Raw genomic sequence first — 13,090 nt, 5'->3', positions numbered from 1 at the left:
GACTACTTGATCAGCGGCAGCAACGTTTCGGCGGTGATGCGCATCTGGTCGGTGTAGAATTTCTCCGTCAGCACGCTGGAGCCGTGATCCTGAATGAACTTCAGCTGTTCGGGCGAGATGTCGACCGGATGGCGCTCGACCATGTCGGGGTAAGGCGCGGCCGGCGTGCGGTCGACCGGGGCGACGAACTCGTTGGTCAGCGCGCCGTCGTAGCCGACCTCCTTCAGCGTGGCGACGATCTTCGGCCAGTCGATCTGGCCGAGGCCGGCGGCAAAGCGGTTGTTGTCGGCGACATGGAAGTCGAACAGGCGCTTGCCGACCTGCCGGATCGCGTCATAGACGTTAAATTCCTCCATATGGATGTGGTAGGCGTCGAGGCAGACGCCGCATTCGGGGCTGACCGCGTCGGCCAGCGCCAGGGCCTGGGCGCCGCGATTGAACAGATAGGTTTCGAAGCGATTGAGCGGTTCGACGGCGATCTTGACGCCGACCTTCTTGGCGTGGGTGAAGCATTCACGGGTGGCGTCGACAACCCATTTCCATTCCTCTTTCTCGGTGCCGTCCGGCACCACCTTGCCGACCGTCGCCGGAACCAGCGTGATAATCTCGCCATCGAGTTCGCTGATCATCGTCAGCACGTCCTTGACATACTGCACGGAACGCTCGCGTTGGCCCTGGTCCCTGGCGGCAAGGTTGCGCTCGCCCAGCATCAACGTCACCGCGCCCCAGCAGCGGATACCATGCTCCTTCAGCAGCGCCCGCGTCTCCTTGGTCTTGTACTGCTCGGGCTCGCCGGAAATCTCGATCGACTCATAGCCGAATTTCTTGATGCGCTTGAGCGTCGTCTCCAGCGGTTCCGCGCGCATCCAGTTGTGCGTCGAAAGGTGCATGGTCTGTCCTTCCCAAATTCGTCTCTATGGTTCGCCTGCACATGCATCGCTGAAAGGCGACGCAAGGGTTCCTCCCCAAGGCATCCCCAGCCGTTTTTCGCAAACTGGTTCGACCAATTGGGCCTGAAGCGAGGTCTACAGCAATTTCCCATGGACGGCAAGAAGCGGCGTCCTGCTGCGCTCCCTCCGAATTATTTCATTGATTATATTGAGATATGTATCCTTTTTTTGCCCACCCCAAGGATCCCGGCGATGCACTGCAAGACTTGACCAAATCGTCGCATTTGGTAATACCAGAATAGCGGCGCGCACAAGCGCCCGGTGTGAAAAGACCAAAGTGGCTGGCCCTGCTTCCAATCGGCGCTATGCTCGGTCGCGAGGAAAACGAGGGAGGATGCCGATGCCGACGACAATGAAGGGCCCTGGACTGTTTCTGGCACAGTTTGCAGGTGACGCCGCGCCGTTCAATTCACTGGCTTCGATCACCAAATGGGCGGCTGGTCTTGGTTACAAGGGCGTGCAGATCCCGACCTGGGACGCGCGCTTGTTCGATCTCAAAAAGGCGGCATCTTCCAAGGCCTATTGCGACGAGGTGAAAGGCATCTGCGCCGACGCCGGCGTCGAGATAACCGAACTGTCGACGCATCTACAGGGGCAATTGGTGGCGGTGCATCCGGCTTATGATGCGCAGTTCGATGGCTTCGCGCCGGCGTCGGTGCACAACAATCCCAAGGCGCGGCAGAAGTGGGCGGTCGAACAGATGAAGTTCGGCGCCAAGGCCTCGCGCAATCTCGGGCTGAACGCCTCTGTAAGTTTCTCCGGAGCACTGGCTTTCCCGTACCTTTATCCGTGGCCACAGCGGCCGGCCGGACTGATCGAGGAGGCGTTTTCCGAACTCGGCAAGCGCTGGAAGCCGATCCTCGATGTCTATGAAGACAATGGCGTCGATGTCGGCTACGAAATCCATCCCGGCGAGGACGTGTTCGACGGCGCCACCTTCGAGATGTTCCTCGATGCGCTCGGCGGCCACAAGCGCTGCAACATCAATTACGATCCTTCGCACTTCCTATTGCAGCAACTCGACTATCTCGAATTCATCGACATCTATCACGAGCGCATCAAGGCGTTCCACGTCAAGGACGCCGAGTTCAACCCGACCGGGAGGCAAGGCGTCTATTCCGGCTATCAGAGCTGGACCAACCGCGCCGGCCGCTTCCGCTCGCTCGGTGACGGGCAGGTGGATTTTGGCGGCATCTTTTCCAAGCTGACGCAGTACAACTACGATTCCTGGGCGGTGCTGGAATGGGAATGCTGCCTGAAGCACCCGGAAGATGGCGCGGCAGAGGGCGCGCCATTTATCCAGCACCACATCATCCGGGTGACGGAAAAGGCATTCGACGACTTTGCCGGCGGCACCACCGACAAGAAAGTGCTGCGCGGCATGATGGGAATCTAAGGCGGCTCCCCTCCCTCGAGGGAGGGTGGCCGACGGGGCCGGGCAGGGTCAGTTCATCCAAGCTCTACCTCTGCGGCCACCCGATCCGCTGCGCGGATCGACCTCCCCTCAAAGGGGCGGGGATATTTCAGACACGAGGAGAAAAGATATGGTCGGCGCATCGAAGTCGGAAACGGGAGGCGGTCCGATCCGCTATGGCATGGTCGGCGGCGGGCAAGGCGCCTTCATCGGCGCGGTGCACCGCATCGCGGCGCGCATGGACAATGATTTCGTGCTGGTCGCCGGCGCGCTGTCATCCGATCCGGCGCGCGCCAAGGCCTCGGCCGCCGAACTCGGGCTCGATCCGGGCCGCAGCTACGGCTCCTATGCCGAGATGGCCAAGGCTGAGGCCAAGCGGCCCGACGGCATCGAGGCGGTGGCCATCGTCACCCCCAACAATGTCCACGTGCCGGCGGCCAAGGCCTTCCTCGAGGCCGGCATCCACGTCATCTGCGACAAGCCGCTGGCGACGACGCTTGCCGAAGCCAAGAAGCTGGCCGCCGTGGTCGAGAAGACCGGCAAGGTGTTCGTGCTCACCCACAACTACACCGCCTATCCGATGGTGCGGCAGGCCCGCGAGATGGTGGCCAAGGGCGTGCTCGGCGACATCCGCATCGTGCAATCCGAGTATCCACAGGACTGGCTGACCGAGGACCTCGCCGCCACCGGCCAGAAGCAGGCGTCGTGGCGTGGCGATCCCAAGCAGGCAGGCGCAGGCGGCGCGCTCGGCGACATTGGCACCCACGCCTACAATCTGGCGCGCTTCGTCTCGGGACTGGAGCTTGATTCCCTTTCTGCCGATCTCGACGCCTTCGTGCCGGGGAGGCTGCTCGACGACAATGTCAATGTCATGCTGCGCTTCAAGCCCGACGGCAAGACGCATCCGGCCAAGGGTATGATCTGGGCAAGCCAGGTGGCACCGGGCCACGAGAACGGGCTGAAGCTGCGCATCTATGGCTCCAAGGGCGGGCTGGAATGGGTGCAGGCCGACCCGAACTATCTCTGGTACACGCCGTTCGGCCAGCCGAAGCAACTGATCACCCGCAACGGTGCCGGGGCGCTGCCGGTGGCTGGGCGTGTCAGCCGGGTTCCGCCGGGCCATCCCGAGGGTTACCTCGAAGGTTTCGCCAACATCTACCAGGAGGCCGCGCGCGCCATCCGCGCGGCGCGCAGGAAGGGCGGCAAGCCGGCGAAGGATGTCGTCTTTCCGACCATTCAGGACGGCGTCGAGGGCATGGCCTTCATCGAGGCCTGCGTGAGGTCGTCGAAGAAGAATGGGGCCTGGACGAAACTGTAACTTCGACCGGCGAGGGGAATTCACTGGGGAGGGGCGTCGATGAAAATCGGCATGTGCATGTTCCTGTGGACGACGGCGGTGTCGAAGAAACACGAGCCGTTGCTCCGCGACATCAAGGCAACCGGTTTTGATGGCGTCGAGATACCGATCTTCGCCGGCACGCCCGACGACTACAAGAAACTGGGTGAGTTGCTCGACCGTATCGGGCTGGAGCGGACCGCCGTGTCAGCCATGGGCGATCCGGCGATGAACCTGATCGCGGCCGACGCCGCGACCCGCAAGGCCGGCGTCGACTATATGAAATGGGCTATCGACTGCGCCGATGCGCTCGGCGCCAGGACGCTGAGCGGCCCGCTGCATTCGACGCTCGGTGCCTTCTCCGGCTCGGGGCCGACAGCCGCCGAGAAGAAGCGCTCGGTCGCTTCGCAACGCGCGATCGGCGATCATGCCGGCAAGAGGAACGTCACAATCGGGCTCGAGGCGCTGAACCGCTTCGAATGCTATCTTCTCAACACGATGGCGGATCTGTCCGAGCATATCGATGCCATCGACCGGCCGCACATCAAGGCGATGTATGACACTTTCCATGCCAACATCGAGGAAGCCGACCCGATCGGCGCCTATACAAGACACCGCAGGAATGTCGTCCATATCCATATTTCGGAGAACGATCGCGGCGTGCCGGGGCGCGGCAATATCCCGTGGAAGGAAACGTTCTCCGCCATCCGCAAGAGTGGTTATGACGACTGGCTGACGATCGAGGCGTTCGGCCGTTCGCTAAAGGACCTGGCTGCGGCGACCAAGGTGTGGCGCGATTTTTCCGAGAGCCCGGAAGCCGTCTATCGCGACGGCTACAAGCATATCAGGAACGGGTGGAAGAAAGCGGCATAGGGCGCCCTGAGGCGCCGCGATCGCTAATTTTGCTCGGCTTGGATCCTGTTGTAGTCGTGGATGGTCCGGCTCAGCCGGCGGCGCAGGAAGTTGGATATGTTGTCGAAGATGAACACGACGGCCAGCGTCAGCAGCACCATGTAGAAGACGTTGGCCCAGTTGGAGTTGGTGCGCATTGCTTCCCACAATTTCAGGCCGATGCCGCCAGCGCCGACGGCGCCGATGATGGTGGCGCCGCGGGTATTGGATTCCCACTGGTAGAGCGTCTGGCTGATGAAGACCGGAATCACTTCAGGCATCACGCCATAGCGCTGCACCAGCAAGCCGTTGGCGCCTGTCGACTTGATGCCCTCGCGCGGTTTGTCGTCGATGTTCTCGAGGCTTTCCGAATAGGTTTTGCCCAGCGTGCCGATCTCGGTGAAGAAGATCGCGGCACTGCCGGCCAGCGGGCCGGGGCCGAAGGCGCGGGTGAAGAACAGCGCCCAGATCAGCATGTCGACCGAACGCATGAAGTCGAAGAAACGCTTGAGCACCTGGCTGAGCAGTCCGTTCGGCGTGATGTTGCGGGCGGCGAAGAAGGCAAGCGGGAAGGCGACGATGCCACCGAGCAGGGTGCCGAGAAAGGCCATGACGATGGTCTGCAACAACTTCGTCCAGACGTCGCCGTGCTGCCACTGGGCGTTGTTCCAGATGTTGTCTCCCGCCAGCGCAAGGTTCGAGGTGCCCGGCTTGAGTTCGGGGCCGGACACGATCAGCGAGACCACTTCACTGGCCGACTTGCCGAAGAAGGGCGAGCGCGTGTCGAAGACGAAATTCGCCCAGCCGAGGAAGCGCTTGCGGACCTTGACGCGGTCGACGGTGACACGCACTTCGCCGGCGAAGCCCATCTTGGCCACCACTTCGTCGTCATGCGCGGTGATCCAGTCTGGCACCGGGCCCGAGATCACCGGCTTGCCGCCGGTCAGCGACACCGGCACCGTCTCGCCATTGGCCACGATCGTCGCCTTGCTCTTGTCGAAGGTGACGGATTTGCCCGGGCCGTCGATCAGGACGCTAAACGTGCCGTCCGCGTTCTTGATGACCCAGTCTGGATTCGGGTTCTCGCCAAGCGCGGAAAAGCGCGGGTATTTCGGCGTGATCTCGGGCTGGTCGAGGCGGAACTCGGGCTGCAGGTCGTAGCTGACCCACTGCGACAGGAAGAGCGGCAGGCGTTCCCAGTGCGATTCCCGCAGCACTTGCGGCAGGCTGAAGAACCACAAGGCATAGATGAGGTAGAGCACGATGCCGACGAACAGGAACAGCGGGGCAAAGCGCTTGTACAGCGGCCGCCGGAACACTTGCGGGTAGCGCTCCTCGATCGACCGAATTTCGTCGGCGGTCATCGTCGCCATGATCAAGAGCCTGATCCATCCCGATAGAACCGGGATGGGGCTCTATCTTTTGGTTTTGCCATGATCTTTTCCGAAAATCGGATTCCACTTTTCGGGATCATGGCTAAGCACCCATCAGGAAGGCTTGTTCGCCGACCAGCTTGCGGCGCAGCCAGGCCGAGAACTGGTCGATGATGAAGATGGTCGTGAACAAGAGCAGCACCAGCGCCAGTGTCTTGGCGCCGAAGCCGCGTGAGATCGAGAGTTTCAATTCCTCGCCGATGCCCCCACCGCCGACGGCGCCGATGATGGTCGAGGCGCGCACATTGATCTCGACGCGGAGCAGCGTGTAGGACATGAAGTTGGGCAGCACCTGCGGCAGGTCGGCAAAGCGCACCCGCTCGAACCAGTTGGCGCCGACCGCCCTCAGGCCTTCCTCGGCGCGCATGTCGATGTTCTCGTTGATCTCATAGAACAGCTTGCCGAGCGCGCCGATCGAATGCAGGCCGATGGCGATGATGGCGGCGATCGGACCGGTCGAGACGATGGCGGCGAAGAGGCCGGCAATGACGATCTCCGGAAAGGCGCGCAGCAGCTCCATGAAGCGCTTGACGACGAGCCTCAGCACCGGATGCGGCGTCAGATTGCGCGCGGCGATGAAGGAAAACGGCACGGCGAAGATGAAGCCGATAAAGGTCGAGACCAGGGCCACGTTCACCGTGGTCAGCATGAGCTCGAAATATTCAGGGATATAAAAACCGCCCCAGACATAGACGCGGCCGAGCGGAAAGTTGAATTCCTGGGTGCCGGTGTCATGCGGCGAGTCAATGTCGAACAGCGCCCGCCAGACGTCGTTCCAATCCTTGGGGATCAGCCAGCTCAGGAAATCCAGAATGTGCGGCAGCCGGTCGAAGAAGTGCCCGGCATTGGCTTCGTCGGCGAACCACATGCTCGCAAACATCGCGGCAAGCAGCAAACCGACGCCGAGCACCGTATAGAGCCGGCGCAGCGATATCTGGCGTCGCCAGGCATCGGCCATCTGATGGGTGGCGCGGGAAGGGGCTGTCACGGAAAGGGTCATGATCGGACAAACAGAAAGGGCGGTGCTTTCAACACCGCCCTTCTGATTTCGCCGTTAGCCGCCGATGGCTGCCTTACGGGCTTCGACGATGACGTTGTAGAAGTCCGCCTTCACCGGAACGTAGCCGGTGAAATCGCCGCCTTCGACGCCCTCGAAGCAAGCCTTGTCCTTAGCCGGAAGGGCTGTGAAGAACGCGGTCAGCTTGGCGGTCATCTCGTCGCCGAGCGCCGTGCGCACGACCAGCGGGCCGTTCGGGATCAGGCCCGAGCGCCAGACTTCGACGAAGTCGTTGGGGTCGACGGCGCCCTTGGCGACTTCCTTGTGGAAGGTGCCGGAGGTGTAGCCGTTCTTGAAATCGCCGATGCCCGAGGAATCGTCCACCGCGACGTCGACCTTGCCGTCACGCACGGCCAGGACGTTGTTCTCGTGGCCGCCATTGAACTGCGTCGAAGCGAAGAAGGTCTCGTTCGAAGCGCCGGTGTCCTTCGGAATCTGGGTCAGTGGGATCAGATAGCCGGAGGTCGAATCCGGGTCGGCGTAGCCGAGCTTCTTGCCCTTGGCCGACTTGATGTCGGTGATGCCGGAAGACTTCAGCGCCAGGCCGATCGAATAATAGCCGGTGGCGCCGTCGGTCTGCTGGGTGGTGAGGATCGGGGTGACCGCCTTCGGGTCCTTGAGAGCGACGCTGGCATAGCCGGAAGCGCCGAGTTCGGCGAAGTCGAGGGTGCCGCCGAGCAGGCCCTGGATGACGCCGTCATAGTCGGCGGCGGGGAACAGCGAGACCTTCTCGAAGCCGAATTCGGCCTTCAGATGGTCGGCCAGGCACTGGTAGTTGCGCAGCCGGTCGGTTTCGTTCTCGCCGCCAAGGATGCCGACGCGGAATTCCTTCATATCGGCGGCGTGGGCCATGCTGGTCGCCATGGCGAGCACCGAAACGGCGCTAAATACCATCTTCCTGAACATTGGATATCTCTCCTGTGGGTTCCGGCCCCGCGCCGGTAGCGTTGGTAATTCTGACAGGTGCCCTTGACGCGGGCTGGCGATCCAGGTCGCTCTTTCTTGACCCATGATCTTTCCCGAAAACCGGTTTCCACTTTTCGGGATCATGGACTCAATATCCCGGGAATGCGGGCTCGAGCGGTCCGGCGGATGCGGTGATCTTTTGCTTGTAGGCGATGCTGGTCGAGGTGATGGCCTCGGAGATTTCGCCGCCATTGCTGTCGGCGCCATAAACGAGACGGACGGCCTCGCGGTTGAGCTCTTCCGGCGGACCGTCGAAGACGACCTTGCCGGCGGCCATGCCGATGATGCGGTTGCAGTAGGCGCGGGCAGTGTCCAGCGTGTGCAGATTGGTGACGACGGTGATGCCTTCGCGCAGATTGATGTCCTGCAGCGAATCCATCACCACCTTGGCGTTGAGCGGGTCGAGCGAAGCGATCGGCTCGTCGGCGAGGATCACCTTGGGCTGCTGCATCATGGCGCGGGCAATGGCGACGCGCTGTTGCTGGCCGCCCGACAACGTGCCGGCAGGCTGCATCGCGGTGCGGGCGATGTCGAGCCGCTCGAGTGCGGCGACCGCCTCGGCGCACTCGGCGCGGGAAAACATACCGAGCAGGTTCGACATGGTCGAACGGTGGTTCAGCTTGCCGAGCAGCACATTGGTCAGCACGTCGAGGCGCGGCACCAGGTTGAACTGCTGGAAGATCATGGCGCAGTCGCGCTGCCAGCGCCGGAGTGGCGAACCGCGCAGCTGGGAGACCTCGGCGCCGTCAAAAAAAATCGATCCCTGGCTGGGATCGATGAGACGGTTGATCATGCGAAGAAGGGTTGATTTGCCAGCACCCGAACGGCCGATAATGCCAATCATCTGACCCTGCGGGATCGAGATGTTGATATCGCTGACGGCGGTGTTCTTGCCAAATCGTCGGGTGACGCCGCGGATTTCGAGCGTGGCTGACATGGTCGTTTCCAGTCCAGTCGCGTTGAAGGTCTGTTAAGGACTTCGCTAGCGCAGCGCCATGAACCTGCGGTGTCGGATTGATGTCAGTTTTGTTACTGCCCACAGGCGCGACGTCGGCGCCTGCGGGTGTCGATCAGCCGAGCACCTGCAACTCCTCGAAATGCTCCATGTCCCTGAAGCTGCAGAAGGCCGGCGCCTTGATCTCGATCACCGGAGCCTGCCGCGTAAAAAGCGCGAGAGAGTCATCGAACAGTTGCTGCCATGCGGCCGCCCTGTCATCCGCAAGACGCTGGATCTGATAGGCGAAGGTGATGTGGAAGACGTAGCTGTCATGGTCGGGATGCCGGTAGCCGAACGGCACCGCCAAGGCATCGCGCCAGGCGGCCATGATGCGCACGTCCTCGTCGGTCGCACCGGCAACGGTGAGGCCGGTCGGTACAATTTCGACCACCTTGATGTTGAACGGGCCGAAGCCCTTGAAACCCTTCAGCCGCTCCAGGTAGAGGCGGGTCATCGCGTCGATGCTGGTGTCGAGCGGCACGTCATGCGGCCAGTAGGGCAACCGGCGGCGATATTCGATGATGCCCTGGAACAGCGTCATGTGCAGGCTGGAGACGGGGGTGAAGGCCAGCCGGTCGGCATCGGGCATCGCCAGCATCCGGTCGCGCACCGCAAGCACCACGGCCTCGGAGGGCGAACCGCTGACGAGATGGCTGACGACCGTGTTGCCGGGCTCGATCAGGAAATTGCCCGACATGTCGTAGCGCGTGCCGAGATGAACGGGTGGCTTCGGATTGGAGCCGGCAAAGAATCCGGCGAGCGAGGGTCTGACAGAAACAAGCATTGCGATCTCCAGGGCAGATGGCGTCCTGCCCCGGCGATGTGTCAGGGATATGAAACAGGCTCACCCATGACAATGATGTGATGGCCTATCCGCCATATTTTTCCAGAAAGGCTTCGGCTGACAGTTCCCGGAAATCATCCAGTGCTGTCCGCAGCTTGGCATGGTCCCAGTCCCACCAGGCGAGCGCCTGGTAGCGTTCGGCGGTGCGGCGGTCGAAACGCTCGCGGATCGGTCTGGCCGGCACGCCACCGACGATGGTGTAGGGCGCAACATCCTTCGACACGACGGCCCCGGCACCGACCGCGGCGCCATCGCCGACGGTGACGCCGGGCAGGATGGTCGAGCCGTGGCCGAGCCAGGTGTCGTGGCCGATGGTAACCCGCTTGGCGCGGCGCTGGGCGAAGAACTCGCTCTCGTGCTCGGCGTCGTCCCAATAATCCGAGGCGCGGTAGGTGAAATGGTGCAGCGTCGGCCGCCATGTCGGGTGGTTGGTGGCGTTGATGCGCACGCTGGCTGCAATGTTGGAAAACTTGCCGATCGTCGCGCACCAGACGGCGCAGTCCTGCATCATGTAGGAATAGTCGCCGAGGATGCTCTCGGAAACGCGGCTTCGGTCGGCGATCTCGGTCCAGCGGCCAAGCGTCGAGTTCTGTACGTCCGCCGTCGGGTGGACCAGCGGCGTCTCCGACAGTTTTTTCGTCATGCGGCGATTTTTCCGGGCGCGAATGCGGTGACGTCGATAATGCGGTCGGCGACCGCCTCACGCACGTCGTGGTCGTGGAAGATGCCGAGCAGGGCGACGCCCGCGGCTTTCTTGGTGGCGATGAGTTCGATCACCACGTCGCGGTTCCTGGCATCGAGCGAGGCGGTCGGTTCGTCGAGGAGCAGGATAGGGTGCTCGGTGATGAAGCCGCGCGCGATGTTGACGCGCTGTTGCTCGCCGCCGGAGAAGGTTGCCGGCGGCAACGCCCAGAGTTTTTCCGGCAGGTTGAGCTGCGCCAGCAAGGCGCGTGCCTTGCCGCGCGCGTTCTCGCGGTCCTCGCCGCGCTCGACCAGCGGTTCGGCGACGACGTCCAGCGCGGAGACGCGCGGCACGGTGCGCAGGAACTGGCTGACATAGCCGATCGTTTGCCGGCGTATGGCAAGCACGGTGCGCGGACTGGCGGTGGCGAGATCGATCAGCCCGTCATCGTGCTTGACGATGATCTGGCCCTCGTCGACGGCGTAGTTGCCGTAGAGCATCTTCAGGATCGAGCTCTTGCCGGCACCGGACGGGCCGCCGAGCACCGTGCATTCACCAGCCCTGATCGAGAACGAGACACCGGCAACGACAGGCAATTTGATGCCGTCGCGCAGATGCATGGTGAAGCTCTTGGCGACGTCGGAGACAACGAGGGGCGTCGGCATGGGTTACACCTGAAGTATCGAGGAAACGAGAAGCTGGGTGTAGGGTGCGCGCGGGTCATCGAGTACGCGGTCGGTGAGACCGCTTTCGACGACGCGGCCATCCTTCATCACCATCATGCGCTGCGACAGAAGACGCGCCACGGCGAGGTCGTGGGTGACGACGATTGCGGCGAGACCAAGGTCGGTGACCAGGCCGCGCAGCAGGTCGAGCAGGCGTGCCTGCACCGAGACGTCGAGGCCGCCCGTCGGCTCATCCATGAACACCAGCCGCGGCCCGGTGACGAGGTTGCGGGCGATCTGCAGGCGCTGGCGCATGCCGCCGGAAAAGGCGCGCGGCTCGTCGTCGATGCGGTCCTCGTCGATCTCGACGCGCGACAACCAGTCGACGGCTGTAGTGCGGATCTTGCCATAGTGGCGGTCGCCGACCGCCATCAGCCGCTCGCCGACATTGGCGCCGGCCGACACGGTCATGCGCAGGCCGTCGGCGGGGTTCTGATGGACAAAACCCCAGTCGGTGCGCATCAGGAAGCGGCGCTCGGCCTCGCTCATCCGGTAGAGTTCACGGAACTGGCCGTCGCGCATGCGGTAGCTGGCGGTGCCGGAGCTCGGAAGCAGCCGTGTCGACAGGCAGTTGAGCAGCGTCGTCTTGCCGGAGCCGGACTCGCCGACCACCGCCAGAACTTCGCCGGGCCACAGGTCGAAGGAGACGTTGTCGCAGCCGACGCGCGAGCCGTAGAATTTGGACAGCGCCGAGACGCGCAGCAGCGGTTCGTCGGTCATTGCGCCGGCTCCATGTTTCCTGGGGCAGGATGGGTTTCTGGAGCAAGATGGGTTTCCGGGGCGAGATGGCCGCGATGGCCCTCTTCACGCCGCTTCTCGCAGTGATCGGTGTCGGAGCAGACGAACATGTGGCCGCCATGGTCGTCGAGGATGACTTCGTCGAGATAGACATTCTCGGCCGCGCACAGCGCACAAGGCTGGTCGAAGGTCTGCACCTCGAACGGATGGTCCTCGAAGTCGAGGCTGACCACTTCGGTGAAGGGCGGCACGGCATAGATGCGCTTTTCGCGGCCAGCGCCAAACAGCTGCAAGGCCGGCGAGCGGTGCATCTTGGGATTGTCGAATTTTGGCGTCGGCGACGGGTCCATCACATAGCGACCCTCGACTTTGACCGGATAGGCGTAGGTGGTGGCGATGCGGCCGTGCCTGGCGATGTCCTCGTAGAGCTTCACATGCATCAGGCCGTATTCCTCCAGCGCATGCATTTTCCGCGTTTCGGTCTCGCGCGGCTCGAGGAAGCGCAAGGGTTCGGGAATCGGCACCTGGTAGACCAGCACCTGGCCTGCCGTCAGCGGATGCTCGGGGATGCGGTGGCGGGTCTGGATGATGGTGGCGCTCGCGGTATCTGTCGTCACCGCGACGTTGGCGACCTTCTTGAAGAAGGCGCGGATCGAGACCGCGTTGGTGGTGTCGTCGGCGCCCTGGTCGATGACTTTCAGGACATCGTCGGGACCGATGATCGAGGCGGTGACCTGGACCCCACCGGTGCCCCAGCCATAGGGCATCGGCATCTCGCGCGAAGCGAACGGCACCTGATAGCCGGGGATGGCGATGCCCTTGAGGATCGCTCGGCGGATCATCCGCTTGGTCTGTTCGTCGAGGTAGGCAAAGTTGTAGGTGGCGATGTCGGTCATGGCGATCAGACCTGAATTGTTCTATTGAATTGACTTCCAGGACACGGGAAACGGGACGAACCCTGATGACCTCTGCCGGATGGACGCATTTGGGAATTCTGCTGCTGGTATTTGTTGGCGCCGTCTTCTTTTTCCTTCGACGCATGGTTCTGCCCGCACCG

The 13,090-nt window shown here is 62.7% G+C and carries 13 protein-coding genes; 3 read left to right on the top strand and 10 right to left on the bottom strand.

The window, feature by feature from the left end:
• Positions 1 to 2 precede the first annotated feature (2 nt).
• Positions 3 to 890: a sugar phosphate isomerase/epimerase family protein gene (locus AC0ZT5_RS18685; RefSeq protein ID WP_488497616.1), complete on the bottom strand. Its 888-nt coding sequence runs from the start codon at positions 888 to 890 to the stop codon at positions 3 to 5.
• A gap of 400 nt (positions 891 to 1,290) precedes the next feature.
• Here AC0ZT5_RS18685 and AC0ZT5_RS18680 point away from each other — a divergent pair, with 400 nt between their 5' ends.
• The 3 genes from AC0ZT5_RS18680 (at position 1,291) to AC0ZT5_RS18670 (ending at position 4,573) form a co-directional block, all read left to right on the top strand.
• Positions 1,291 to 2,346, top strand: a complete 1,056-nt coding sequence (locus tag AC0ZT5_RS18680; RefSeq protein ID WP_488497615.1) for a sugar phosphate isomerase/epimerase family protein — start codon at positions 1,291 to 1,293, stop codon at positions 2,344 to 2,346.
• A 148-nt stretch (positions 2,347 to 2,494) separates the two neighbouring features.
• Positions 2,495 to 3,682, top strand: a complete 1,188-nt coding sequence (locus tag AC0ZT5_RS18675) for a Gfo/Idh/MocA family protein (protein WP_488497614.1) — start codon at positions 2,495 to 2,497, stop codon at positions 3,680 to 3,682.
• 39 nt (positions 3,683 to 3,721) lie between these two features.
• Entirely contained in the window at positions 3,722 to 4,573 is an 852-nt protein-coding gene (locus AC0ZT5_RS18670; protein ID WP_488497613.1) for a sugar phosphate isomerase/epimerase family protein, read from the top strand.
• A gap of 23 nt (positions 4,574 to 4,596) precedes the next feature.
• Here the strand turns inward: AC0ZT5_RS18670 and phnE (AC0ZT5_RS18665) are convergent, their stop codons facing one another.
• From phnE (AC0ZT5_RS18665) to AC0ZT5_RS18625, 9 genes are all read right to left on the bottom strand, one after another.
• Positions 4,597 to 5,964: a phosphonate ABC transporter, permease protein PhnE gene (gene phnE, locus AC0ZT5_RS18665; protein ID WP_488497612.1), complete on the bottom strand. Its 1,368-nt coding sequence runs from the start codon at positions 5,962 to 5,964 to the stop codon at positions 4,597 to 4,599.
• A gap of 103 nt (positions 5,965 to 6,067) precedes the next feature.
• Positions 6,068 to 7,024, bottom strand: a complete 957-nt coding sequence (gene phnE / locus AC0ZT5_RS18660; protein ID WP_488497611.1) for a phosphonate ABC transporter, permease protein PhnE — start codon at positions 7,022 to 7,024, stop codon at positions 6,068 to 6,070.
• Positions 7,025 to 7,078: 54 nt separating this feature from the next.
• Positions 7,079 to 7,987: a phosphonate ABC transporter substrate-binding protein gene (gene phnD, locus AC0ZT5_RS18655; RefSeq protein ID WP_488497610.1), complete on the bottom strand. Its 909-nt coding sequence runs from the start codon at positions 7,985 to 7,987 to the stop codon at positions 7,079 to 7,081.
• A gap of 148 nt (positions 7,988 to 8,135) precedes the next feature.
• Positions 8,136 to 8,984: a phosphonate ABC transporter ATP-binding protein gene (gene phnC, locus AC0ZT5_RS18650; RefSeq protein ID WP_488497609.1), complete on the bottom strand. Its 849-nt coding sequence runs from the start codon at positions 8,982 to 8,984 to the stop codon at positions 8,136 to 8,138.
• Between the two features lie 133 nt (positions 8,985 to 9,117).
• A complete protein-coding gene (locus AC0ZT5_RS18645) occupies positions 9,118 to 9,828 on the bottom strand; it encodes a DUF1868 domain-containing protein (RefSeq protein ID WP_488497608.1) in 711 nt (236 codons plus the stop codon).
• Between the two features lie 85 nt (positions 9,829 to 9,913).
• Positions 9,914 to 10,531: a DapH/DapD/GlmU-related protein gene (locus tag AC0ZT5_RS18640; protein ID WP_488497607.1), complete on the bottom strand. Its 618-nt coding sequence runs from the start codon at positions 10,529 to 10,531 to the stop codon at positions 9,914 to 9,916.
• A complete protein-coding gene (phnL, locus tag AC0ZT5_RS18635) occupies positions 10,528 to 11,235 on the bottom strand; it encodes a phosphonate C-P lyase system protein PhnL (protein WP_488497606.1) in 708 nt (235 codons plus the stop codon). Before phnL ends, AC0ZT5_RS18640 begins: the two co-directional genes overlap by 4 nt.
• 3 nt (positions 11,236 to 11,238) lie before the next feature.
• Positions 11,239 to 12,015 carry a phosphonate C-P lyase system protein PhnK gene (phnK, locus tag AC0ZT5_RS18630; RefSeq protein ID WP_488497605.1) on the bottom strand — a complete coding sequence of 259 codons (777 nt, stop codon included), beginning with the start codon at positions 12,013 to 12,015 and terminating at the stop codon, positions 11,239 to 11,241.
• Entirely contained in the window at positions 12,012 to 12,929 is a 918-nt protein-coding gene (locus tag AC0ZT5_RS18625) for an alpha-D-ribose 1-methylphosphonate 5-phosphate C-P-lyase PhnJ (RefSeq protein ID WP_488497604.1), read from the bottom strand. The genes phnK and AC0ZT5_RS18625 overlap by 4 nt, the downstream gene beginning before the upstream one ends.
• Between the last annotated feature and the right edge of the window lie 161 nt (positions 12,930 to 13,090).

This window comes from Mesorhizobium sp. CNPSo 4670 (genome assembly GCF_057784235.1).
The sequence above is the reverse complement of the archived record's forward strand: the minus strand, read 5'-3'. Positions and strand labels throughout refer to the sequence as shown.